Source organism: Streptomyces sp. NPDC002835 (genome assembly GCF_053591995.1).
Genome location: NZ_JBSFUW010000012.1, coordinates 1 through 24,001 on the forward strand (window position 1 = coordinate 1; position 24,001 = coordinate 24,001).

General features: G+C 68.8%; 18 protein-coding genes. 9 read left to right on the forward strand and 9 right to left on the reverse strand.

Annotated features, from left to right (window positions below):
* Positions 1-378: 378 nt before the first annotated feature.
* The 3 genes from ACWD01_RS15395 to thyX all read right to left on the reverse strand — a co-directional run bounded on the left by ACWD01_RS15395 (position 379) and on the right by thyX (position 4,078).
* Positions 379-2,064, reverse strand: a complete 1,686-nt coding sequence (locus tag ACWD01_RS15395) for a ribonuclease J (protein WP_451161936.1) — start codon at positions 2,062-2,064, stop codon at positions 379-381.
* 162 nt (positions 2,065-2,226) lie between these two features.
* A complete protein-coding gene (gene dapA / locus ACWD01_RS15400; RefSeq protein WP_451161938.1) occupies positions 2,227-3,126 on the reverse strand; it encodes a 4-hydroxy-tetrahydrodipicolinate synthase in 900 nt (299 codons plus the stop codon).
* Between the two features lie 214 nt (positions 3,127-3,340).
* Entirely contained in the window at positions 3,341-4,078 is a 738-nt protein-coding gene (thyX, locus tag ACWD01_RS15405; protein WP_451161939.1) for an FAD-dependent thymidylate synthase, read from the reverse strand.
* Positions 4,079-4,232: 154 nt separating this feature from the next.
* Here thyX and ACWD01_RS15410 point away from each other — a divergent pair, with 154 nt between their 5' ends.
* Both ACWD01_RS15410 and ACWD01_RS15415 read left to right on the forward strand, forming a co-directional pair.
* Positions 4,233-4,472, forward strand: coding sequence for a hypothetical protein (locus ACWD01_RS15410; protein WP_451161941.1), 240 nt, complete (start codon positions 4,233-4,235; stop codon positions 4,470-4,472).
* 172 nt (positions 4,473-4,644) lie between these two features.
* Positions 4,645-5,190, forward strand: a complete 546-nt coding sequence (locus ACWD01_RS15415) for a hypothetical protein (RefSeq protein WP_451161943.1) — start codon at positions 4,645-4,647, stop codon at positions 5,188-5,190.
* 37 nt (positions 5,191-5,227) lie between these two features.
* Here ACWD01_RS15415 and ACWD01_RS15420 read toward each other — a convergent pair whose 3' ends face one another.
* From ACWD01_RS15420 to eccD, 6 genes are all read right to left on the reverse strand, one after another.
* The gene (locus tag ACWD01_RS15420; protein WP_356899563.1) at positions 5,228-5,680 is read right to left on the reverse strand and encodes a tetratricopeptide repeat protein; all 453 of its coding nucleotides are present in this window, start codon (positions 5,678-5,680) and stop codon (positions 5,228-5,230) included.
* An 8-nt stretch (positions 5,681-5,688) separates the two neighbouring features.
* Positions 5,689-6,441, reverse strand: coding sequence for a 4-hydroxy-tetrahydrodipicolinate reductase (gene dapB / locus ACWD01_RS15425; RefSeq protein ID WP_451161945.1), 753 nt, complete (start codon positions 6,439-6,441; stop codon positions 5,689-5,691).
* A gap of 19 nt (positions 6,442-6,460) precedes the next feature.
* A complete protein-coding gene (locus tag ACWD01_RS15430; RefSeq protein WP_451161947.1) occupies positions 6,461-7,840 on the reverse strand; it encodes a M16 family metallopeptidase in 1,380 nt (459 codons plus the stop codon).
* Positions 7,837-10,053: a polyribonucleotide nucleotidyltransferase gene (locus ACWD01_RS15435; protein ID WP_451161949.1), complete on the reverse strand. Its 2,217-nt coding sequence runs from the start codon at positions 10,051-10,053 to the stop codon at positions 7,837-7,839. The genes ACWD01_RS15430 and ACWD01_RS15435 overlap by 4 nt, the downstream gene beginning before the upstream one ends.
* 318 nt (positions 10,054-10,371) lie before the next feature.
* A complete protein-coding gene (gene rpsO / locus ACWD01_RS15440; protein WP_451161951.1) occupies positions 10,372-10,659 on the reverse strand; it encodes a 30S ribosomal protein S15 in 288 nt (95 codons plus the stop codon).
* Between the two features lie 156 nt (positions 10,660-10,815).
* Complete coding sequence (gene eccD / locus ACWD01_RS15445; protein WP_451161953.1) at positions 10,816-12,315, reverse strand: type VII secretion integral membrane protein EccD; 1,500 nt, start codon at positions 12,313-12,315, stop codon at positions 10,816-10,818.
* Between the two features lie 274 nt (positions 12,316-12,589).
* On the opposite strand from eccD, the gene eccCa reads away from it, so the two are divergent.
* The 7 genes from eccCa to ACWD01_RS15480 all read left to right on the forward strand — a co-directional run bounded on the left by eccCa (position 12,590) and on the right by ACWD01_RS15480 (position 23,985).
* A complete protein-coding gene (gene eccCa, locus ACWD01_RS15450) occupies positions 12,590-16,558 on the forward strand; it encodes a type VII secretion protein EccCa (protein ID WP_451161955.1) in 3,969 nt (1,322 codons plus the stop codon).
* 76 nt (positions 16,559-16,634) lie between these two features.
* Positions 16,635-17,213: a hypothetical protein gene (locus ACWD01_RS15455; RefSeq protein ID WP_451161957.1), complete on the forward strand. Its 579-nt coding sequence runs from the start codon at positions 16,635-16,637 to the stop codon at positions 17,211-17,213.
* A 57-nt stretch (positions 17,214-17,270) separates the two neighbouring features.
* Complete coding sequence (locus tag ACWD01_RS15460) at positions 17,271-17,765, forward strand: hypothetical protein (RefSeq protein ID WP_451161959.1); 495 nt, start codon at positions 17,271-17,273, stop codon at positions 17,763-17,765.
* A gap of 16 nt (positions 17,766-17,781) precedes the next feature.
* On the forward strand, positions 17,782-20,058 hold the full coding sequence (locus ACWD01_RS15465) for a hypothetical protein (RefSeq protein ID WP_451161961.1): 2,277 nt from the start codon (positions 17,782-17,784) through the stop codon (positions 20,056-20,058).
* 86 nt (positions 20,059-20,144) lie between these two features.
* The gene (locus tag ACWD01_RS15470; RefSeq protein WP_451161963.1) at positions 20,145-20,660 is read left to right on the forward strand and encodes a hypothetical protein; all 516 of its coding nucleotides are present in this window, start codon (positions 20,145-20,147) and stop codon (positions 20,658-20,660) included.
* Between the two features lie 182 nt (positions 20,661-20,842).
* Positions 20,843-21,769: a serine/threonine protein kinase gene (locus tag ACWD01_RS15475; protein ID WP_451161965.1), complete on the forward strand. Its 927-nt coding sequence runs from the start codon at positions 20,843-20,845 to the stop codon at positions 21,767-21,769.
* A gap of 2 nt (positions 21,770-21,771) precedes the next feature.
* Positions 21,772-23,985: a protein kinase domain-containing protein gene (locus ACWD01_RS15480; protein WP_451161967.1), complete on the forward strand. Its 2,214-nt coding sequence runs from the start codon at positions 21,772-21,774 to the stop codon at positions 23,983-23,985.
* The last annotated feature ends 16 nt before the right edge of the window (positions 23,986-24,001 follow it).

The window sequence follows — 24,001 nt, forward strand, 5'->3', positions numbered from 1 at the left end:
AGGAACGGACGCTTCCTTTGTACTCACCCTCAGGTCTCCCTGTGGGCTTTCCTCCGGGCGCTTCCCTTCGGTCTTGCGTTTCCGACTCTATCAGACTCTTTCGTGTCCGATTCCCGGCCGACGGGGTTCTGCTTTGCCTTTCAGGATTCCGCTTTCGCGTTTCCCTTTCCGGCGGCTCCGACTTTATCAGAGATTCTGAGTCGGAATTCCCCGCCCCCTCCGGGCATCACGACGCACACATGAGTGTGCGGGGTTCCCGTTCGGGCGGAGACGTAAACGTACTGGAGCGGGGCGCCCCGATGCAAATCGGGGGCCCCGCTCCGGTGTTGGCACTGCCTGAGCAGCGCCCGAGCAGCTTCGAGCAGTGCCCGAGCCGCGTCAGACCTCGACCACGACCGGCAGGATCATCGGACGCCGGCGGTAGGTGTCGGAGACCCACTTGCCCACCGTGCGACGGACCAACTGCTGCAACTGGTGCGGCTCGGCGACCCCGTCGGAGGCCGACCTGGCGATCGCGTCCTCGATCTTCGGCATGACCGCCGAGAACGCCGCGTCGTCGATGCCGGACCCCCTCGCATGGATGTTGGGTCCGCCGACGACCTTGCCCGTCGTGCTGTCGACGACGAGGAAGACGGAGATGATGCCCTCTTCCCCGAGGATGCGGCGGTCCTTGAGCGCGGGTTCCGTGACGTCACCGACGGACAGGCCGTCGACGTACACATAACCCGCCTGGACCTTGCCGACGATCCTGGCCTTGCCGTCGACGAGGTCGACGACGACGCCGTCCTCCGCGATGACGATGCGGTCCTTGGGGACGCCCGTCAAAGCGCCGAGCTCCGCGTTGGCGCGCAGATGGCGCCATTCGCCGTGCACCGGCATCAGGTTCTTCGGCTTGCAGATGTTGTAGAAGTACAGCAGCTCGCCGGCCGACGCGTGCCCGGAGACGTGCACCTTGGCGTTGCCCTTGTGGACGACGTTCGCGCCCCAGCGGGTCAGGCCGTTGATCACGCGGTAGACCGCGTTCTCGTTGCCCGGGATGAGGGACGAGGCCAGGATCACCGTGTCGCCCTGGACGATCCGGATCTGGTGGTCGCGGTTGGCCATCCGGGAGAGGGCGGCCATCGGCTCGCCCTGGGAACCGGTGCAGACCAGCACGACCTGGTGGTCGGGCAGGTCGTCGAGGGTCTTGACGTCGACGACGAGTCCGGCCGGAACCCGCAGGTACCCCAGGTCACGGGCGATGCCCATGTTGCGGACCATCGAACGCCCGACGAAGGCGACGCGCCTTCCGTACTCGTGCGCGGCGTCCAGGATCTGCTGGATGCGGTGGACGTGGCTGGCGAAGCTGGCCACGATGATGCGCTTCTGCGCGTTGGCGAAGACCGTGCGCAGCACGTTGGAGATGTCGCGCTCCGGCGGCACGAACCCGGGGACCTCGGCGTTCGTCGAGTCCGAGAGCAGCAGATCGATGCCCTCCTCGCTCAGCCGCGCGAAGGCGTGCAGGTCGGTGAGGCGCCCGTCCAGCGGCAGCTGGTCCATCTTGAAGTCACCGGTGTGCACCGCCAGGCCCGCGGGCGTGCGGATGGCGACGGCCAGCGCGTCGGGGATGGAGTGGTTGACCGCGATGAACTCGCAGTCGAACGGACCGATGCGCTCGCGATGGCCCTCGGTCACTTCGAGGGTGTACGGGCGGATGCGGTGCTCCTGGAGCTTGGCCTCGATCAGGGCGAGGGTCAGCTTGGAGCCGATCAGCGGGATGTCCGGCTTCAGGCGGAGCAGGAAGGGGACGCCGCCGATGTGGTCCTCGTGGCCGTGCGTGAGCACGATGCCGTCGATGTCGTCGAGGCGGTCCCTGATGGTGGTGAAGTCCGGCAGGATCAGGTCGATGCCGGGCTGCTCCTCCTCGGGGAAGAGGACTCCGCAGTCGACGATGAGCAGTCGGCCGTCGTACTCGAAGACGGTCATGTTCCGGCCGATCTCACCGAGACCGCCGAGCGGGGTGACGCGCAGGCCGCCCGTCGCCAGCTGGGGCGGGGCGCCGAGTTCAGGATGCGGATGACTCAAAAGACTCTCCTCACCATGTACGCCTCCGGCCATGGGGCACGTGGCGTACATGACATTCATGCCACTTGCTGTTGTCTTGTCCGGCCGGGTCCGTCGGCCGACCGCTGAGGGTCGGCCGGTGTCGCGTCGGCCGGTCTTCGCCTATTCAGTTGTGAAGTCTGGTCAGAGCTGGACGCCGCCGGCCGCCAGGTCGAGCTTCAGCTGCGCGGTCTCCTCGGGGGAGAGCTCGACGAGGGGCAGCCGCAGCGGGCCGGCGGGCAGCCCCTGGAGGGTCAGCGCCGCCTTGGTGGTGATGACGCCCTGCGTGCGGAACATGCCGGTGAACACCGGGAGCAGCTTCTGGTGGATCTCCGTGGCCTTCTGGACGTCTCCGCCCCGGTACGCGTCCAGCAGTGCGCGCAGCTCGGGGGTGACGACGTGGCCCACGACGGAGACGAACCCGCAGGCGCCGACGGAGAGCAGCGGCAGGTTGAGCATGTCGTCGCCGGAGTACCAGGCGAGACCGCTGCGGGCGATGGCCCAGCTGGCGCGGCCCAGGTCGCCCTTGGCGTCCTTGTTGGCGACGACCCGCGGGTGGTCGGCCAGCCGGACGATCGTCTCGGTGTCGATGGGCACACCGCTGCGGCCGGGGATGTCGTAGAGCATCACGGGCAGCTCGGTCGCGTCGGCGATGGCCGTGAAGTGACGGAGCAGGCCCTCCTGCGGGGGCTTGTTGTAGTACGGGGTCACCGCGAGCAGGCCGTGCGCGCCGGCGCGCTCGGCGGCGCGGGCGAGCTCGATGCTGTGGCGGGTGTCGTTGGTGCCGATTCCGGCGACCACGTGGGCCCGGTCTCCGACCGCTTCCAGGACCGCCCGTACGAGCTGGTCTTTCTCCGCGTCGCTGGTGGTGGGCGACTCGCCGGTGGTGCCGTTGACGATCAGGCCGTCGTTGCCTGCGTCCACCAGATGGGCGGCCAGCTGCTGGGCGCCCGCGACGTCAAGTGCGCCGTCCGCCGTGAAAGGCGTGACCATGGCGGTGAGGACCCGCCCGAAGGGGGTCTGCGGAGTGGAGATCGGAGCCATGGGTAACACGCTACTCGCTGCTCAGCGCCGGATGTCCCCTCGGGGGACGTGACGTACGACGTGGCATGCGGAGCCCGGCACTGCCTGCTCGGGGGTTCAAGCAGTGCCGGGTCCGTTTGATCAGCCTAGATGAACTTCTCGAAACGCCGCAATACGGACACTTCACCGCGCCCGCCGTACATCTGTGCCCTACGAGGCCAGGCGCGCCTGCACCCTATGGGGCGATTCGTCCGTTGGCGTTGAACGCGGCGTACGTGAGCGGCATGAGCTTCGCCCAGTGCTGCTCCATCTGCTCGCCGACCATCTCGATCTCACGTTGTGGGAAGGACGGGACCTTCGCCAGCTCGTGCTGGGTGCGCAGCCCGAGGAAGTGCATCAGCGACCGGGCGTTGCACGTGGCGTACATCGAGGAGTACATGCCGACGGGGAGGACGGCCCGGGCCACCTCGCGGGCGACGCCCGCCTCGAGCATCGCGAGGTACTGCTCGTACGAACGGCGGTACGAGTCCTCCATGGCCTCGGTCACCACCTGGTGCTGCTTCGGGTCGCCCTGGACGAATTCGTACTTGCCGGGACGCCCCTGCTGCACGAGCTTCCGGTCCTCGCCCGGAACGTAGAAGACGGGATCGAGCTGCCGGTAACGGCCGGACTCCTCGTTGTACGACCAGCCCACCCGGTGCCGCATGAACTCGCGGAAGACGAAGATCGGGGCGCTGATGAAGAAGGTCATCGAGTTGTGCTCGAAGGGGCTGCCGTGGCGGTCCCGCATCAGGTAGTTGATGAGCCCCTTGGAGCGCTCGGGGTCCTTCGAGAGCTCGTCGAGGGACTGCTCGCCCGCGGTCGAGACACGAGCCGCCCACAGGACGTCCGAGTCGCTCGCAGTGTGCTTCACCAGTTCGACGGTGACGTCGCTGCGGAACTTCGGTTTGTCAGTCTGGGGTGTGTCGGTCACCGACGGGTCCTTCCAATGGCTGCGCTCCGGGCGGCGACCACTCTAGACCAGATTCCGCGGCGCTCTTTGCGCGGAAATGGCACCAACCAGCGGCTTCGTACGTCTGTATCTGTAGTAGTCGTACCCGTCACGATCTCTCGAGGAGAATCACCTGATGTTCCACCGGCGAGAAGCCGTCCCCTTCGCGTTCGTCTCCGAGGCCGACGCCTTCCGCAGCAACGTCACTCCCCCGCCCCGCGTACGTGCCAGCCGTTCACAGCTCCTGGGCAGTGTGCTCGTCGGGCTGATCGTCGTGGGCGGGCTGGCCGGGTCGCTGCTCTTCGGGCTGCCCGCGCTGGAGACGGACCGGACGCCGGGGCACTCCCAGACGTCCGAAGCGTCCCAGCGCCGCTGACGTCGCCATGAGATATACGGACCGTCTGACGGCCCATCGCATGCCGCCGGCGCCGCACGACGGCTCCCGAAGCACCCCCATGGCCCCCCTGGGGTGGTAGGCAACCGGCCGCCTCGGTAGCCTCACCCGGGCACAGCCCAACCGAGTGTGCTGGTGAGTGAGGATCAGAGTCGTGCCCCTGCCCTTTCTGACGGCCGACCGTGCTTTTGACACGCAAACGGACGACGTCGCGCTGCCTTTCGACGATCACGACCAGTGGCGGCGACCGTACCGCCCCGGGCCGTGGCGGGTGGCGGCCGCCGCACTGCTGCTGCTGCTCGCCTCGTTCGTGCTGATCGCGGCGATGATCATCGCCTTCGCCGGGGCCATGCCCGCTGCCGGCGCGTGCTTCCTGCTCGGCTTCACGGTGATCGTGGCCGCGCTGAGGCTGCTGCGCATGGGTGTCTGGGTCAGCCGGCACGGACTGCGGCGCGTCGCCTTCTTCATGACGAGCACGACGCAGTGGCGTCGTACCTCGGAGCTCCGCACGGTGCAGCAGCCCGTGCGCTGGCTCGGGCTGCCGCGCACGGTGCAGGGTCAGGCACTGGTGCTGGCCCGGCACGGCGAGCCGCTCACCCTGCTCACCGACCACAACGCCGACTTCCTGTCGCGCCCCGAGGCCTTCGACCGCGCCGCGGACACCATCGAGGCGTGGGGCGCCGAGTACCGCAACAGCTGACCGGCACCCGCCCCGGGAGCCCGCGCGGTCGACGGCGTCAGCTGGGGACGGGCCTGCCGTCGTGCAGGGCGATCGCCCGCTGCATCGCCCGCCGGGCCCGCGGCGTGTCACGCGCGTCGTGATAGGCGACGGCCAGCCGGAACCAGCAGCGCCAGTCGCCCGGCGAGTCCTCGGTCTCCGCACGCCGCTTCGCGAAGACGGCGTCCGCCGAATCACGGTCGATGCGCCCGCCGGGCGTCCGGACCAGCTCGTCGACCGGCAGCCCGCCCTCCGCCTCCAGTTCCGCGGCCAGCCGGTTGGCCCGGCTGACGAACTGGGTGTTCTTCCACAGGAACCAGCCGCCGATCACCGGCAGGATCAGCACGGCGAGCCCGAACGTGACCGTGAGCGCGGTGCCCTGCTTCAGCAGCATCACGCCCCGGCTGCCGACCAGGACGAAGTAGACGACCAGGACGGCGGCCGTAACGAAGTAGGTGATCTTTGCGCGCATGGTCCGTCTCAGCCGAGGTCGAGGAAGTTCTCCAGGCCGAACGTGAGGCCGGGAGCGGACACCACGCGGCGGACGCCGAGCAGGATGCCGGGCATGAAGCTGCTGTGGTGCAGGGAGTCGTGGCGGATCGTGAGCGTCTCGCCCTCGCCGCCGAGCAGGACCTCCTGGTGGGCCAGCAGACCGCGCAGCCGCACCGCGTGCACCGGGACGCCGTCGACGTCCGCGCCCCGCGCGCCGTCCAGTGCGGTGACCGTGGCGTCGGGCTGCGGCGCGCAGCCGGCCTCCGCGCGGGCGGCCGCGATGAGCTGCGCCGTGCGGGTGGCGGTGCCGGAGGGGGCGTCCGCCTTGTTCGGGTGGTGCAGCTCGACGACCTCGACCGACTCGTAGTAACGAGCGGCCTGCTGGGCGAACTTCATGGTGAGGACGGCGCCGATGGAGAAGTTGGGCGCGATGAGCACACCGGTCCGCGGGGAGGCCGCGAGCGCGGTGTTCAGCTGCGTGAGCCGTTCGTCCGTCCAGCCCGTCGTCCCGACGACCGCGTGCATTCCGTGGCGTACGCAGAAGTCCAGGTTGGCCATGACGGACGCCGGGGTGGTCAGTTCGACGACGACCTGGGCGCCGGACTCCACGAGGGACTCGAGCTCGTCGCCGCGGCCGAGCGCCGCGACGAGTTCCATGTCCTCGGCGGCCTCGACCGCTCGTACCGCCTCGGAGCCGATCCGGCCCTTGGCGCCGAGAACGGCCACACGCAGCTTGCTCATCGCTTCGTTTCCTTAGGGGTTAGGAGACCGCTTCGTGGAGGCGGTCCGCCTGCTTGTCCTTGAGCGGGCCGATGACCGACAGCGACGGGCGCTGCCCCAGTACGTCCGCGGCCACCGCGCGCACCTCGTCGGGGGTGACCGCCGAGATCCGGGCGAGCATCTCGTCGACCGACATCTGGGAGCCCCAGCACAGCTCGCTCTTGCCGATGCGGTTCATCAGCGCGCCCGTGTCCTCCAGGCCGAGGACCGTGGAGCCGGAGAGCTGACCGATCGCGCGGCCGATCTCCTCGTCGGGCAGCCCTTCAGAGGCGACCCGGTCGAGCTCGCCGCGGCAGATCTTGAGCACGTCGTGGACCTGGCTGGGCCGGCAGCCCGCGTACACGCCGAAGAGGCCGGTGTCCGCGAAGCCCGAGGTGTACGAGTACACGCTGTAGGCGAGGCCGCGCTTCTCCCGGACCTCCTGGAAGAGGCGTGAGGACATCCCGCCGCCGAGGGCCGTGTTCAGAACGCCGAGGGCCCAGCGGCGGTCGTCGGTGCGGGCGAGGCCCGGCATGCCGAGCACCACGTGCGCCTGCTCCGTCCTGCGGCCCAGCAGGTCGACCTTGCCGGCCGTGCGCAGCACGCGGTTCCCGCCGCGGGGCGACGTGGGCACGGCGTCCGTACGGGAGAGGGCGCCGGCCTTCTCGAAGGCGCGGCGGACCTGGCGTACGACCGTGGCGTGGTCGACGTTGCCGGCGGCCGCGACGACCAGGTGGGTCGGGTCGTAGTGCTTCTTGTAGAAGCGGCGGACGCGGTCCGCGGTCAGCGCGTTCACCGTGTCGACGGTGCCGAGGACCGGGCGGCCCAGGGGCGTGTCGCCGAACATGGTCTGCGCGAACAGGTCGTGGACGCAGTCGCCGGGGTCGTCCTCGGTCATCGCGATCTCTTCGAGGATGACGCCGCGCTCGGCGTCGACGTCCTCCTGGAGGATCAGCGAGCCGGTGAGCATGTCGCACACCACGTCGATGGCGAGCGGCAGATCGGTGTCGAGCACCCGCGCGTAGTAGCAGGTGTACTCCTTGGCGGTGAACGCGTTCATCTCGCCGCCGACCGCGTCGAGGGCGGCGGAGATGTCCAGCGCGGAACGCTTCTTCGTGCCCTTGAAGAGGAGGTGCTCGAGGTAGTGGGTGGCGCCGCCCAGCGACGGCGTCTCGTCGCGCGAGCCGACGTGCGCCCAGATGCCGAAGGTGGCGGACCGTACGGAGGGCAGGGTCTCCGTGACCACGCGCAGCCCGCCGGGGAGGGTGGTGCGCCGGACGGTGCCGATGCCGTCCTTGCCCTTGAGGAGTGTTTGGGTACGGGCGACGGCCCGCGCCTCCGAGGAGGTGCGGGCCGTCGCCTGCGAACTACGGGACGTCACTGGTCGGTGTCGTCCTTCGTGTCGTCGCCCTCTTCGCCCTCGACCACGGGGATGAGGGAGAGCTTGCCGCGCGAGTCGATCTCGGCGATCTCGACCTGGACCTTGGAGCCCACGGCGAGCACGTCCTCGACGTTCTCCACGCGCTTGCCGCCGGCGAGCTTGCGGATCTGCGAGATGTGCAGCAGGCCGTCCTTGCCGGGGAGCAGGGACACGAACGCGCCGAAGGTCGTCGTCTTCACGACGGTGCCCAGGTAGCGCTCGCCGACCTCCGGCATGGTCGGGTTGGCGATGCCGTTGATCGTGGCGCGGGCGGCCTCGGCCTGCGAGCCCTGCTGGGCACCGATGTAGATGGTGCCGTCGTCCTCGATCGTGATGTCGGCGCCGGTGTCCTCCTGGATCTGGTTGATCATCTTGCCCTTGGGGCCGATGACCTCACCGATCTTGTCCACGGGGATCTTGACGGTGATGATCCGCGGGGCGTTGGGGGACATCTCGTCCGGGACGTCGATGGCCTCGTTCATCACATCGAGGATGTGGAGGCGGGCGTCGCGGGCCTGCTTCAGCGCGGCGGCCAGGACCGAGGCGGGGATGCCGTCGAGCTTGGTGTCGAGCTGGAGCGCGGTGACGAAGGTCTTCGTACCGGCGACCTTGAAGTCCATGTCACCGAACGCGTCCTCGGCGCCGAGGATGTCGGTGAGGGCCACGTAGTGCGTCTTGCCGTCGATCTCCTCGGAGATCAGGCCCATGGCGATACCGGCGACGGGGGCCTTGAGCGGCACACCGGCGTTCAGCAGCGACATGGTGGAGGCGCAGACCGAGCCCATGGACGTCGAGCCGTTGGAGCCGAGAGCCTCGGACACCTGGCGGATCGCGTACGGGAACTCCTCGCGCGTCGGCAGCACCGGCACGATGGCTCGCTCGGCGAGCGCGCCGTGGCCGATCTCGCGGCGCTTGGGCGAGCCCACGCGGCCGGTCTCACCGACGGAGTACGGCGGGAAGTTGTAGTTGTGCATGTAGCGCTTGCGGGTCACCGGGGAAAGGGTGTCCAGCATCTGCTCCATGCGCAGCATGTTCAGGGTGGTGACGCCCAGGATCTGGGTCTCGCCACGCTCGAACAGGGCGGAGCCGTGCACGCGCGGGATCGCCTCGACCTCGGCGGCGAGCGTACGGATGTCCGTGATGCCGCGGCCGTCGATGCGGACCTTGTCCTTGATGATCCGCTCGCGGACGAGCTTCTTGGTCAGCGCGCGGTAGGCGCCCGAGATCTCCTTCTCGCGGCCCTCGAAGGCCGGGAGGAGCTTCTCGGCGGCGAGCTCCTTGATGCGGTCGAGCTCGGTCTCGCGCTCCTGCTTGCCCGCGATGGTGAGCGCCTGGGCGAGCTCGCTCCTGACCGCGGCGGTGAGCGCCTCCAGGACGTCGTCCTGGTAGTCGAGGAAGACCGGGAACTCGCCGGTGGGCTTGGCAGCCTTGGCGGCGAGGTCCGACTGCGCCTTGCACAGGACCTTGATGAAGGGCTTCGCGGCCTCGAGACCGGCGGCGACGATCTCCTCGGTCGGCGCTTCCGCGCCGCCCTTGACGAGCTCGATCGTCTTCTCGGTGGCCTCGGCCTCGACCATCATGATCGCGACGTCGCCGTCCTCCAGGACGCGACCGGCGACCACCATGTCGAAGACGGCGTCCTCGAGCTCGGTGTGCGTCGGGAAGGCGACCCACTGGCCCTTGATCAGCGCGACACGGGTGCCGCCGATCGGGCCGGAGAAGGGCAGGCCGGCCAGCTGCGTGGAGCAGGAGGCGGCGTTGATCGCGACCACGTCGTACAGGTGGTCGGGGTTGAGAGCCATGATCGTCTCGACGATCTGGATCTCGTTGCGCAGGCCCTTCTTGAAGGAGGGGCGCAGCGGCCGGTCGATCAGGCGGCAGGTGAGGATCGCGTCCTCGGAGGGCCGGCCCTCACGGCGGAAGAACGAGCCGGGGATCTTGCCGGCTGCGTACATCCGCTCCTCGACGTCCACCGTGAGGGGGAAGAAGTCGAGCTGGTCCTTGGGCTTCTTGGAAGCGGTGGTGGCCGACAGCACCATGGTGTCGTCGTCCAGGTACGCCACGGCGGAACCGGCGGCCTGCTTGGCGAGGCGGCCCGTCTCGAAGCGGATGGTGCGGGTGCCGAAGGCGCCGTTGTCGATGACGGCCTCGGCGTAGTGGGTCTCGTTCTCCACTATGGGTTTCTCCTACGTGTTCGTCTTTTCGTCCGTCGGCCCGTGTGGCCGGGGACGGTGGTGGAGGAGAAGCGCCCTGTGTGCGGGCCGGTCTTCGATCGAAGCACCCGGGGATGTGTCCGGGGGCCACTACCGAGGACCGGCGGCGAAGAGGCGGCCTCTCGCTCATGAGTGTGTCGTTGTGCGACCAGACTAATTGGCGTCCGGCACATCGCGCACGTACAGCGGCGTGCGCGACGGGTACTGCGGGTCCGGAAGGTCCGGCGAGTACGGCAAAGGGAGCGGCCCCATCGCGGGAACCGCTCCCTTCACGGCGACTTACTTGGCGCCGGCCGCACCGCGGCGGATACCGAGCCGGTCGACCAGCGTACGGAAGCGCTGGATGTCCTTCTTGGCCAGGTACTGCAGCAGACGGCGGCGCTGACCGACCAGGATCAGCAGACCACGACGGGAGTGGTGGTCGTGCTTGTGGGTCTTGAGGTGCTCGGTCAGGTCCGAGATACGGCGGGAGAGCATCGCGACCTGAACCTCGGGGGAACCGGTGTCGCCCTCCTTGGTGCCGAACTCGTCGATGATCTGCTTCTTCGTAGCGGCGTCGAGAGACACTCGGTACTCCTCTTGGTGTTTCGATGCGCCCGCGAGTGCCCCTGGTCTCTGTCTCAGGGGAGCTTCCGTGACTCGGAGGCGAAGGCCGATGGGCGCTGCACCCGGGGTGATCCGGGGCGCGTACACAGACGGCCGTCACACAGCGTACCAGTCCGTTTAAGACGTCAGCGCACGGATGGAGTGGTAGACGTCGAAGACGGCGAGGCACAGCGGCACGAGGGTCAGCAGCACGAAGGTCTCCGCGATCTCCAGGAAGCGTCCCCAGAACGGGGTGACTCCCTTGCGCGGCACGATCAGCCCGATCGCGACGATCAGTGCGGCGACCCCGGCGATCGCCGCGGTGAGCCAGACCGTACGGATGTCCAGCGCCCCGGAGTCTCCCTGCAGCGCGTCGCGGAACAGGGCGGTGGGCGGGTTCAGCGTGAGCCCCAGGCCGAGCAGCACGAGCGCGCCGAGTCCGGCCGCGAGAGCGCAGCCGACCTGCGCCGTGTAGCGGAACAGATGGGCCCGCATCAGCATGGCGACGCCGGTGGCCAGGGCCAGCAGCTGCCCCCAGACGTTGTCGGAGAAGCCCAGCACCGCGGCGGAGCCCACGGCCACGAGCGCGCAGCCCCCGACGAGACCGAGCAGCAGTTCGTGGCCGCGCCGGGCCTGGGCAGCGATCCGCCTGGCGTCGACGGGCCCCTGGGGCGCGGGGTCGTCCCCGTAGTCGCCGACCGTCGTGCGGGGCGGTTCGAAACCGATGGGGAGGCGGGCGAAGCGGGTCGAGAGCCCCGGCAGGAAGGCGAGGGAGCCCACGGAGAGCGGGGCGCACACCGCGGCCGTCTCGCTCGGGGTCATCCCCGTCATGATCGCGACGAAGGTCACCAGCAGCCCGACGGCGGAGGCGAAGACGAATGCCACGAAGGGGCCGTCTCCGCCGGGAGAGACGATCACGAGGATCACGGAGACGACCAGGACGGCCGCGCACGCGAGCAGGAACTGCAGCTTTCCGATGCCCTGCCCCTCGGCGAGCGGCAGGAGCCCGGCCCCGGCGACAGCCGCGTTCGCCATGGCACCGGCGCCGAGGGCGACGGCGGAGTCGCGGTCGTCGTAGACGCGGGCCCGTACACCCGCGAGCGCCAGCAGCATCACTCCGGCCACGGCGGCCAGGATCCCGGGCAGACCGTGCATGTCGTGGCGGGGGTCGGCGTTCCACAGCACGAAGGCGAGCAGCACCAGCAGCACCGACCCGCCCAGCAGGCCGGAGGCCCGCATCAGGCCGTCGCTCCACAGGGTCCGGTCACGGGCGACGGCGGATGCCACGGCGTCCGCGACGTCGTCGAAGACGGCCGGCGGCAGCGACTCGGAGAAGGGGCGCAGGGACAGCAGCTCACCGTCGAGGATGCGCTGGGCGGCCAGCGAGCGGGACCCGTCGAGGACGCTGCCGTCGCGACGCACGAGGTGGTATCCGACAGGGGCGCCCGGCGAGGGGCTCTGCCCCGAAAGCCGCAGGATCTCCGGGTAGAGGTCGGCGACGGGAATGTCCTCGGGCAACGCGACGTCGACGCGACCGTCCGGTGCGACGACCGTGACCCGGCAGAAGCCGGTTCCGCCGCCGGACGGAGCCGTGGGAGCGGGCCGGCCGGTTCCGGTGGCCGCGGCTGGGGCCGTCATACTCACCTGCTGCTTCCCCTCGTGGTTCTCGGCGATCCTGGGCCTGGGAGGTGCATCGCACGGATCGTAGGCCAGGCAGTCGGATCGCAGGCAGTGGCGTTGCGCTCCGAATGACCGTTTTTTTGCGGTAGTTCATCGCTACGCAAACACGTCGCGCCACCCTACCGCCCGCCCGTCACCCCCTACGCAAGTAGGATCCCTCCCCGCGGATGGAACCCGTCGCCACGGGGGCGCCGATAGGAACATTTCCGTCCGGCAAGGGAATTGGTGAGCTGTGAGTCAGATCGTCGTCAAGCGCCCACCACGGGCCCTGCCGTCCGAAGTGCCCGGCGAGCAGGTGCAACTGCAACCCCCTCCCGAGCTGCCGCGAGGCCAGCAGGAGGGCGCGCTGATGCAGCTGCTGCCGATGCTCGGTATGGGCGGTTCGGTCGTCTTCTTCTTCATGACCCCGAATCCGATCATGCGGATCATGGGCATGGTGATGATCGCGTCGACGGTCGCGATGGCCATCGCGATGCTGGTGCGGTACCGGCGCGGCACACAGGGCCAACTCGCGGACCTGCGGCGCGACTATCTGAAGTATCTCAACCAGACCCGCCGCACCGTGCTGAGGACCGCGCGCCTCCAGCGGGACGCCCAGTTCTATCTGCATCCCTCGCCGGAGCAGCTGTGGGCTCTCGTCGCGGAGGGCAGCCGCGTGTGGGAGCGCCGGATCGCCGACGACGACTTCGCGCAGGTGCGGATCGGCCTCGGCAGCCAGCAGCTCGCCACCCCGCTGATCGCCACCGAGACCGCGCCGGTCGACGACCTCGAACCGCTCACGGCGGGCGCGATGCAGCACTTCCTGACAGCGCACAGCACCCTGGACGGCCTGCCGATGGCCGTCTCGCTGCGTGCCTTCTACCACCTGACGGTCAGCGGCGACGCCGAGTCCGTACGATCGGCCACCCGGTCGATGGTCGGCTCTCTCGCCTCGCTGCACTCCCCCGAAGACCTGGTCATCGCCATCGCCGCAGGCCGGGACGAGGTCTCGCAGTGGGAGTGGGCGAAGTGGCTGCCCCACGTCCAGGCGCCCGGGCCGGGCGACGGCGCGGGGAGCAGGCGTTTCATCACCACCGACTCACGCGACCTGCAGGACATGCTCGCGACGCGCCTCGAAGGCCGGCCGCGTTTCCAGGGCGGCAACCACCCGCTCCTGGACCAGCCCCACATCGTCGTCGTGCTCGACGGCCAATCGGTCCCTCCCATGTCGGCGCTCGCCGCGGCAGAGGGCCTTCAGGGCGTCACGCTCATCGAGGTCGTACCCGGCGAGCTCACCGGAGCGCGCGGCGGGCTGTCGGTGGTCGTCCATCCCGACTCCCTGCAACTGGAATCCGGACACGGCCTCGTCTACGACGGCTCCCCCGACCGGCTGAGCCTCGAGGCGGCGGAAGCACTCGCCCGGCAGCTCGCCCCGCTCCGCGTGGCCACCGGCGGGGACGACGACGAACCCCTGCTGGCCAACCTCGAGTTCACCGACCTCCTGAACCTCGGAGACGCCGCGTCCGTCGACGTCAGCCGCACATGGCGGCCCCGCTCGCAGTCCGAGCGGCTCCGTGTGCCGATCGGCGTCGGCGAGGACGGCGCGCCGGTCATGCTGGACCTCAAGGAGGCCGCCCAGGAAGGCATGGGCCCGCACGGGCTGTGCGTGGGCGCCACCGGTTCCGGCAAGTCGGAACTGCTGCGCACCCTCGTCCTCGGCCTCGCCGTGACGCACTCGTCCGAGACGCTCAACTTCGTCCTCGCGGATTTCAAGGGCGGCGCCACCTTCGCCGGCATGTCCCAGATGCCGCACGTCGCCGCGGTGATCACCAACCTCGCGGACGATCTGACGCTGGTCGACCGTATGGGTGACTCGATCCGTGGCGAGCTCAACCGGCGGCAGGAGATGCTCCGCGACGCCGGCAACTACGCCAACATCCACGACTACGAGAAGGCGCGCGCGGCGGGTGCCGCGCTGCAGCCCATCCCGTCCCTCGTCCTGGTCATCGACGAGTTCAGCGAACTGCTCACCGCCAAGCCGGACTTCATCGAGATGTTCGTGCAGATCGGCCGCATCGGCCGGTCGCTGGGCGTGCATCTGCTGCTCGCCTCGCAGCGCCTCGAGGAGGGCCGGCTGCGCGGCCTGGAGACGTATCTCTCGTACCGGGTCGGTCTGCGTACGTTCTCCGCGGCGGAGTCACGCGCCGCCATCGGTGTGCCGGACGCGTACACCCTGCCCAACGTCCCCGGTTCAGGGTTCCTGAAGTTCGGAACGGACGAGATGGTCCGGTTCAAGGCGGCCTACGTCTCCGGGGTGTACCGCTCCACCACCCACCGCGGCGCGGACTCCGGCGGGCCCCTCCCCGTCGACCGCCGGCCGGTTCCGTTCACCGCGGCGCCGGTGCCCGTGCGTTACATCGAGCCGACCACACGGACCCGCGTCCCCGACGCCCGCAGGGCGGAGGACGACGCACTCGCCGACACCGTCCTGGACGTGATCGTGCGCAAGCTGGAGGGCCGCGGCGCGGAGGCCCACCAGGTATGGCTGCCGCCGCTGGACAACCCGCCGTCGCTGGACGAACTCCTGCCCGGACTCAGCGGCGTGGCGGGCCGGGGCCTCACCCAGCAGGGCTATGAGGGCGCCGGTCGGCTCATCGTGCCGCTGGGTGTGGTCGACAAGCCCTTCGAGCAGCGCCGGGACACCCTGTACCGGGACTTCTCGGGTGCCGCCGGCCACATGCAGATCGTCGGTGGCCCGCAGTCGGGCAAGTCGACCCTGCTGCGTACGCTCGTCGCGGCCTTCGCGCTGACGCACACACCGCACGAGGTCCAGTTCTACGGTCTGGACTTCGGTGGTGGCGGCCTGTCGGCGGTCGCGGACCTGCCGCACGTGGGCGGAGTCGCCTCACGCCTCGATCCCGAGAAGGTGCGGCGCACCGTCGCCGAGGTGTTCGGCATCATGGCCCGCCGCGAGGAGTACTTCCGCAGCGCGGGCATCGACTCCATCTCCACGTACCGCCGGTTGCGGGCACGCGGTGACATCTCCCTCGAGGAGCAGCCCCACGGCGACGTGTTCCTGGTCGTCGACGGCTGGGGCAACTTCCGCGCGGATTACGAGGGTCTCGAGCAGGCTGTGGTGGACATGGCGGCACGTGGCCTCGGCTACGGCATCCATGTGATCGTCACGGCTTCGCGTTCGATGGAGGTCCGCTCCAACCTCAAGGACCACCTGATGAACCGGCTCGAGCTGCGGCTGGGCGACACCATGGACTCCGAGGTGGACCGCAAGGTCGCCGTCAACGTCCCGAGCGGTGTGCCCGGCCGGGGTCTGACGCCGGAGAAGCTGCACTTCATGGCGGCCGTGCCGCGCATCGACTCCATCAACTCCGACAGCGACCTCTCCGAGGCCACTGCTGCGATGGGGCAGGAGATCAATCGCCACTGGACCGGCCCGACCGCCCCGAAGGTGCGTCTGCTGCCGCGCGAGCTGCCGGCGCAGAGCCTTCCGCCGGGGTTCGCGGAGCCGCGGCGCGGAGTGGCGTTCGGCATCGACGAGGACAATCTGGAACCGGTCTTCGCCAACTTCGACCGCGACCCGTTCTTCCTGGTGTTCGGTGAGAGCGAGTCCGGCAAGTCGAACATTCTGCGGCTTCTCATCAAGCAGCTGACGGAGAGGTACGACGGGAACGCCGCCAAGTTCTTCGTGATCGACAACCGGCGTGCGCTGCTGGACGTCACCCCGGCCACGCACCTGGCCGAGTACGTCCCCATGTCCAACAACATGGATCACCACGTGGACGCGCTCGCGGAGCTCATGCAGCGCCGCACACCGTCCGCGGACGTCACGGCCCAGCAGCTGCGCGACCGGAGCTGGTGGCAGGGCCCGTACGTCTACGTCGTGGTCGACGACTACGACCTGGTGTCCACGTCGAGCGGCAACCCGCTGGCCAAGCTCACGGAGCATCTGCCGTTCGCCCGTGACGTGGGCGTCCGCTTCATCATCGCCCGCAACAGCGCGGGGGCGAGCCGCTCCGCGTACGAACCCTTCATGCAGCGCATGACCGAACTCGGCGCACAGGGCCTGCTGCTCTCCGGCGACCCGCACGAGGGCGAGGTGCTCGGCGCGCGGATGAGGCCGATGCCTCCGGGCCGGGGATTCTTCCTCTCCCGGCAGCGGGGCACGCCACTGGTGCAGACGGGATGGCTGGGGGACCCCGAGTGAGCGGCTGCTTGCTATTCGGGCCCTTGTTTCGGCAGGGTTCTCCGATACCGAAGACGCGTGCGGGGAGGCAGGCGGCATGAAGGCGCTGGCCCTCTTCATGGCGGTGTTCGGCCTCGGGTTCGTGGCACTGGGGTTCGCCAACCACCGTGCGATCTGGTGGCGCTTCCAGGCGCGCCGGTACGCCGACCCGGCGGCCCACGAACCGTCGGACGCCGGCTTCGCCGTCCATCGGGTCCTGTGCTTCGCCGTCGCGGCCATGGCGTTCTGGGGTTCCTTCTCCGCGTACCGCCTCGTCACACCGGACCGGATTGACCACGACGAGCTGCTCGAACGGGTCCGTTCGGTGGCCGAGACGCTGGACGGCGCGACGAAGTCGCCACTGCCGGGCGAGGAGGACGGGTCGTGGGACGACTACATCGACCCTGAACTCCGTGGCCCTGAACGGGACGACCCCACCGCATGGCTGGCATCGCGGTCGACCGCGCTGAACCCGGACGGCAACGTGGAGCGCTACGAGGTGAGCGGCGAGGACGCCACCGTCTGCCTGACGGTGACGGCAAAGCCCTCCCGGGACCAGCCTGTTCCGGATTACATGGGACCTGTCTGGTTCGATCTGCGGGCGGAGGTCGCGGACGAGGAGTGCACGGAAGAGTGACAAAGGCCTTGTCGGGTGCCGTTCCGGCACCCGACCTACGAGGGGAAAGGCGAGCACATGGCTTGGGACGAGTGGGAACAGCTCAAGACACAGTCGGCTGAGCAGCAGTCGTCGACGCAGATGCAGCTGAACGGCGTGCCGGAGGAGGACCGACTGAACGCCGGCAGCCCTCAGGGCGACCTCACGGTGAACCAGAAGGATCTGGCGGCCATCGGCGACGAGGCGTTCAAGCTGTACAACCGGCTCTGGAAGGAAGCGCGAGTCGCGGACACGTACGCCACGGGCAGCGATCTGGCGAGCCAGGGCTTCGCTCTCGGCGGCGCCTTGACCCATGTGTCCTCGCGCTGGGACAAGCAGCTCGGTTCGGTCATGGACGCCTGCGCGCTGATCTCGAACCACATGGACTTCACGAAGAACGCGCATGCCGGCGACGAGATCTTCATCGAGCGTCACGTGAGCAGCATCTACAGCCTCGACAAGGGATTCGACGAGTCATACGCACCGCCGGGCGAGAAGAACCCGATCTACGGCGAGAAGGAAAAGAAGGACTAGGGGCTAGGGACGACTGATGGACTTCGAAGACCTTCACTCCGCCAAATTCGCGCTGCTCGACGACCTGGTCACCGACTGGTCGAGCATGCTCACCAAGTTGAAGACGCTCGAGACCGACGCCAAGGACGGCCTGCAGGGCAAGGCGCTCAAAGCGAACTGGACAGGCTACAACGCGACCGTCTCCCGCGAGTTCATCATCAAGTCCGCCGGTGAATTCGGTGACGCACATACCCAGGCGACGTCGATCCACAACATCTTGCGGGACACACGCGACGAGCTGAAAACGCAGCAGCGCCTGCTGAAGGAGGCCATCGAGCGTGGGCGGGGCAAGAACCTGACGGTCACCGCGAACGGTGGCGGCTTCACCGTACGGGAGAACCCCGACAAGAAGGCGCCCAATGGCGAGCAGGATGTCACCGGTCTCCGTGACGAGCTGCAGGGCATCCTCAACACGGCCACCGAGATCGACAACTCCGCGTCGACAACACTCAAGGCGCTCGTCGACCTCACCGACTACGGCTTCTCCGACGCCAAGTACAAGGACCGCGACACCGCCGACGCCGCACTCAAAGAAGCGGAGAAGCTCGCCGCTCTGGCGAAGAAGAAGCCGGAGGACCTCACCCCAGCCGACTTCGACGCACTCAACGCAGGGCTGAGGAAATACTCCGGCGACGAACTCTTCGCCGAACACTTCGCCACCACGCTCGGTGCAAAGGGCACGCTGAACTTCTGGGCGGGCATCAACAACCCGCACATGGCATACGACTTGGGCTCCCAGCGCGTGGACCAGTACGGCGATCTCCAGAAGCACCTGAGTCTCACGCTCGCGACCGCCACGCAGGCGGACACGACGGAGATGTGGTCCTGGAAGGGCGAGATGGTTCGCGCCGGGGACCAGCCCATCTCCAAGAACAGCCCCACCATGGGATTCCAGGTCATGAGCAACCTCATGCGCTGGGGCGACTTCGACGACCAGTTCCTCAACAGCTACGGCACCAAACTCATCGAAACGGAGAAGAGGCTCACGGCCAACGGGAGCCACTCTCCGTTGGCTTGGCAGCACATGGGGATGGACCCCCTGCTGAACCGGACAGGAACGGACTCGGGGTCCGACCCGATGACGGGTTTCATGAAGGCCCTGTCGAACAGCCCCGATGCGGCGACCGATTTCTTCAACGCCGACTTCGTCACAAAGGACGAGGACCACGAGTTCGAAGAGGACGCCGACGGCAACGGCAAGAACGAGAAGAGAGAACTCAGCAACTTCGACTACCTCTTCGAAGAGCGGGACTGGCCGCAGGACCGGACCGACAAGGGCGACGACAGCATCGCCGGCCGCAACTACATGGCACTGGCCCTGGAGGCGGCGACGACTGGCCACCCGGCGGGTGAAATGCCGACCCAGTACACGGAGCCTCACAACGAGGGCCAGGCCAGACTCATGTCGGATCTCGTCGCGTCGGTGTCGGACGACCCGAAGAGGCTCACGGACCACGCCTACATGTCCGACAGCGTCGGGCAGATCACCTCCGAGTACCTACCGGACATCAACCGCGCGCTCGCGGACGACCCGCACGGGAACACCGACAAGCTCTTCCCTCTGGCGGGCACCCAGGCCCAGCTCGACCACAAGGACGTGACCGCCCTTCTGGTCACCGTGGGTCAGAGCCCCGACGGGAACGCGGCCGTCGAAGTCGGCCAGAAGGCCTACATGGCCAGCCTCATGGACTACCACCTCAATCCGGACCTGCCTGCGGACCAGCGTTATCCGCACTCCCCCGAGGAAACGGTCCAGGCGATCGCCCGGCGTTCGGGCGAAGTGAGCGGATCGCTCGCCATCGGCATGCAGGAAGCCGTCCTGGGCTCGGCCTCGAAGGAGGCGAAGGAGTTCTCGGACTCGATCGCCCAGCAGAAGAACGCGTGGTCCGGGGCCATCGGAACCGGCGTCGGCGTCGGCGTGAGCTTCATCGCCACGCCAGTGGGCGGAGCAGTCGCCGGCGGAGTCGCCGGAACTGTCAGCAGCATGGTCCTTGAGCACATCTTCCAGCAGTCTGAGACGGATGTGTTGACGCAGGCCAGCAAGGAAGCGGGCGGTCTCTGGGAGAAGAACAAGGATTTGAGCGCGGAACACGGTCAAATGGCGGCCATCAACGCGGCCAAGGCTCACGGGCTGCCTTACGAGGACCAGGTGGCGGACTGGACCCTGGAAGGGCGCGACGACGGTTTCAACGACGCGGCCACCAATGCCCAGCGCATGGCGGACCATCTCACCACGGAGGTTCCCGCAGCATGACACCTGCTCGTTTGCCTGCTGCCCCCGGACAGGGTGTGCCTGCTCCGGGACAGCGGAGAACACGACTGCTGCTTTCCGGTCTCCCAGTGGCCGCCCTCGCACTGGCCCTCACCGCCTGCTCGCAACCGGAGGAGAAGCGGTCCTTCACCGTGCCACCAGACCTGTGCGGCACCCCTGTGCCCACTGCTGCGCTCGACGCGATTCTGCCCAAGAGCGGCAAGACCCTGGAGACAAAAGCGCGGTCACGAGAGGTGGGCTATACCCACTGTCAGGTCAACGTCGACGGGTTTACAGTGATCGCCGCCTTCTCCGAGTGGAAGGACGAGCCCTCTGTGAGCAAGGTGGCTCGCAGCAACCCGTACCTCGACCTCGACGACCACACCAGCGAGGACGGGACCTACATGTGGTCCGAACGAGGCGGTGCACGCCGCATCCCCTGCCCGGTGGCCGCCAAGGCCAAGCAAACCGACCTGAACCAACTCTTCATCAGGATCCTCATCCACGACGAGAAACTCGCCGACGCCGACGCAGCCAAGGACCTGCTGCTCGCCTACTCCGAGTCCGTCGCCGAGTCGAAGGCGTGCACCGGGGCAGGGTCATAGGCCGGGCCGCGTGTTCTGCGCCTGAGCGAACGGCGAGGCCCCAGGGTGCCGCCTGTGCGGCTGTTCAGGGCTCGGCGCACGAATACGCGCCCCGCACCTTCCACACAACCCATCGCCTCGCCCTCCCTGACACCCCGATAGGATTGTCCGGTTGCCGTCAGAGGCAGACAGGGGTTCGGCAGATGGAGCAGGCGCATGCGGAACGGCCGCGTACCAGCGGGCCGCGCCGGATCGGCCCCTACCGGCTGATCGCACGTCTCGACTCGACCGGCCCTGGCCTGCCGCCCGTGCCGGAGCACCGGTTCATCGCCCGCGGCACGGACGGTGACCGTACGGTGTTGGTCAGCGCGCCTCTCGACGGCATTGCCCCCGGACGGTTCCGCGTGGAGGCGCAGGCGGCACAGGGGATGACCGTGCCATGGGTGCTGCACGTGACGGAGGTGTCGCCGAGTCCGGCCCCCGCCTGGTACTCGACGCCGTACGTGCCGATGCTGCCTCTACCAGTCGCGCTTGCCGTGCACGGCGGGCCCTTGCCGGAGCTCACCGTGCGCGCCCTGGGCGTCGCTCTTGCCGAGACACTCACGGCCGCGCACGCGGCGGGCGTGACCCATGCGGGCCTGTCCCCCGCTGCCGTCCTTCTCGCGTGGGACGGACCGCGGTTGACCTGCTACGGCGCGCTTCGCGCGGCCGCGCCGGACGGCGAGCGGCGCGGCGACCGTCCCGGGCTGGAGCTGGGAAGCCTCGCCCCCGAGGCCGCGGCCGGAGGCCGACCCCGGCCGCCGGGCGACATCCACGGCCTCGGCGCCGTGCTCGCGTACGCCGCTACCGGCCACACGGTCCCGGACTCGGCCGAACTCCCTTCATCTCTACGGCCCTTGATCACCAGCTGCCTGTCCCGTGACGCGGCGGCCCGCCCGACGGCCTCCGAGCTGCTGCTCGCTCTCCCGCCGGCCTCGTCCGCACCGTCGGCCACGGTTCTGGACTCCGCCGCTTCGCTGCTGTCCCCCGGCTGGCTGCCGCCCCGGGTCGTCGCGGCACTCGCCCGCCAGTCGGCCCAGGTCCTCGCGGCCGAGGTCCGCCCCCACCCGAACGCGACCAGGACCCGATGACGATGCTCGCCCCATTGACCCACGACGACCCCGGCGAGATCGGTGGCCATAGGCTCCTTGCCCGCCTCGGGCACGGTGGCATGGGCACTGTCTACCTTGCGCGCACCGCCGGTGGACGCACCCTCGCTCTCAAGACCATGCACGCCCGCATAGCCGCCGATCCGGCTGCCCGGAGCCGCTTCCGCCTGGAGACGGACGCCGCGCGCATCATCGGCGGCCATCACGGAGCCGCCGTCGTCGACGCCGACCCCACCGCCGAAACGCCCTGGCTCGCCACCGAGTACGTGCTGGGCCCGCCCCTGGACGACGCCGTCGAACTCTGCGGCCCGCTCCCCGAAACCACTGTCCGAGCCCTCGGCGCGGCCCTCGCCGGAGCCCTCTCCCAGCTCCACGCCTCCGACGTCGTCCACCGCGACCTCAAGCCCTCGAACATCATGGTCACCGCCCACGGACCCAAGATCATCGACTTCGGCATCGTCCGCGCCGCCGGTGACGACCGCCTCACCCGCACCGGTACCGCCGCCGGCACCCCCGCCTACATGTCCCCCGAACAAGCCACCGGGCAAGAACACACCCCCGCAGGCGACGTCTTCGCCCTCGCCGGTGTGCTCGTTTTCGCCGCAACCGGGCACGGCCCTTTCGGCGGCGGCCAAGCTGCCGACCTTCTCTACCGCGTCCGCTACAGCGAGCCCGACCTGACAGGGGTTCCGACGGGTCTCGTGCCACTGCTCAGCAACTGTCTCAGCAAGAACCCGGCTGGACGACCGACGACCGACGAGGCCGTCGCCCAGTTCCACACCGGCCGCGGAGACTTCGCGGAACACCTCCCCGACCTGCTGCTCACCGACATCGCCCGCCGGGCCACGGCGGTCTGGCAGCACGACCCGCTGCGGCTCCCCGAGCCCCCTGCCCAGCCTGCTGACTCTGCGGCGTCAACGGCATCCGGCCCTCGCACATACAGCAGGCGCGGCCTGCTCGCCGTCGGAGGCGCGAGCCTTGCCGGTGCTGCGGCGCTCGGCGGAGGTGTCTGGGCCTGGGCGAACGCCGGAGGGACCGGCGACCGCCCGGACGGCAAGAGCAAGTCATCCGCCCCGACGGCCGCGAAGGGGGACTGGCTGTGGGAACTTCCGCTGCGCCTCGAGGGTGCTTCGCTGGCCCCGCCGGTCCCTCTCTCATTCGGTCCGATCCTCGCCATGGCTGACGACGACGGGGTACGGACCATCGACATCAACGCAGGCAGCGTCATCAATCCCGCGCTGCTGAAGGGCCCGGCCCACCGGTGCGTTGACGACCAGAACTTTGACACAGCCAAGGTGTACTCCTCTGAAGTCCTGTCACGCAGGAAGCATCCCCTGACCATCTCGTCGGTCGCCTTCAGCCGCGAACCGAAACCGGAGACCATCGAACTCAAGGACTACAACGGAGCCCTCCCGGCCACACAGCTGCTGAGCGCATACGCCAACGTCGTCTTTGTGGTGGCGGGGCAAGGTGAGCGCTCCACCACGGAATTCGGCTACGCCGAAGACCAGAAGTGGTACCTGCTGGCCGTCGACGTGCGCACCGCCAAGGTGCTCTGGCGGCAGGCCCTTCCCTCCCGGCCGAGAACGTCGAGCCGACTGCACTTCCTCGCTGCGCGTGCTGTCAAGGACCATCTGGTCGTCGTGCAGGAGCTGCTTGACGGCAGAGTCTTCCTGGCAGTCCACGACTCGCGTCGCGGGAAGGAGTTGTGGCAGCAGGAGCTCGGCGTGCCGGAACCTGAAGCGATCCGAGGTTTGCTCGAGGCCAACGACTTGTACGTCTTTCCCCCGGTCGGCCGTCTGCGCGCGCTCGCGCTCAAGGACGGCAAGGAGGCTTGGGCCTTCGGGCCTGGGCGCGCACAGGCGCGGACGGGACCGCCCTCATGGGGGCACGACGTGTTCGTCGTTGAGGAGGGAATCGGTCTCGTCTGCCTCGACTGGGTGACTGGGGACGTACTCTGGCGGACCTCTGACCCGAAGGCCACCGACCTCGACGCGACGCTGCCGCCAGCCCCAGGAGGCGGCTTGTTGTACGCCTACAGCAGAGAGTCAGGCCTACTGCGATCGTTCTCGACTCGTACAGGACAGGCGAGTGCCACCCGCAAAGCCCGGGGAGACCGTTTCTACGGCTATCACGGCATCCCGGAGGCGATCGTCGCCATCGGCGAGGACTACTTCGCCGCCTATCCATACGACTGACCGATCCAACAGAAAG

What these genes read in the sequence shown, in the direction of transcription:
- dapA (WP_451161938.1), bottom strand. Translation starts at nt 3,126, where the DNA reads ATGGCTCCGATCTCCACTCCGCAGACCCCCTTCGGGCGGGTCCTCACC.
- ACWD01_RS15410 (WP_451161941.1), top strand. Translation starts at nt 4,233, where the DNA reads ATGTTCCACCGGCGAGAAGCCGTCCCCTTCGCGTTCGTCTCCGAGGCC.
- ACWD01_RS15420 (WP_356899563.1), bottom strand. Translation starts at nt 5,680, where the DNA reads ATGCGCGCAAAGATCACCTACTTCGTTACGGCCGCCGTCCTGGTCGTC.
- dapB (WP_451161945.1), bottom strand. Translation starts at nt 6,441, where the DNA reads ATGAGCAAGCTGCGTGTGGCCGTTCTCGGCGCCAAGGGCCGGATCGGC.
- eccD (WP_451161953.1), bottom strand. Translation starts at nt 12,315, where the DNA reads ATGACGGCCCCAGCCGCGGCCACCGGAACCGGCCGGCCCGCTCCCACG.
- ACWD01_RS15455 (WP_451161957.1), top strand. Translation starts at nt 16,635, where the DNA reads ATGAAGGCGCTGGCCCTCTTCATGGCGGTGTTCGGCCTCGGGTTCGTG.
- ACWD01_RS15460 (WP_451161959.1), top strand. Translation starts at nt 17,271, where the DNA reads ATGGCTTGGGACGAGTGGGAACAGCTCAAGACACAGTCGGCTGAGCAG.
- ACWD01_RS15465 (WP_451161961.1), top strand. Translation starts at nt 17,782, where the DNA reads ATGGACTTCGAAGACCTTCACTCCGCCAAATTCGCGCTGCTCGACGAC.
- ACWD01_RS15475 (WP_451161965.1), top strand. Translation starts at nt 20,843, where the DNA reads ATGGAGCAGGCGCATGCGGAACGGCCGCGTACCAGCGGGCCGCGCCGG.
- ACWD01_RS15480 (WP_451161967.1), top strand. Translation starts at nt 21,772, where the DNA reads ATGCTCGCCCCATTGACCCACGACGACCCCGGCGAGATCGGTGGCCAT.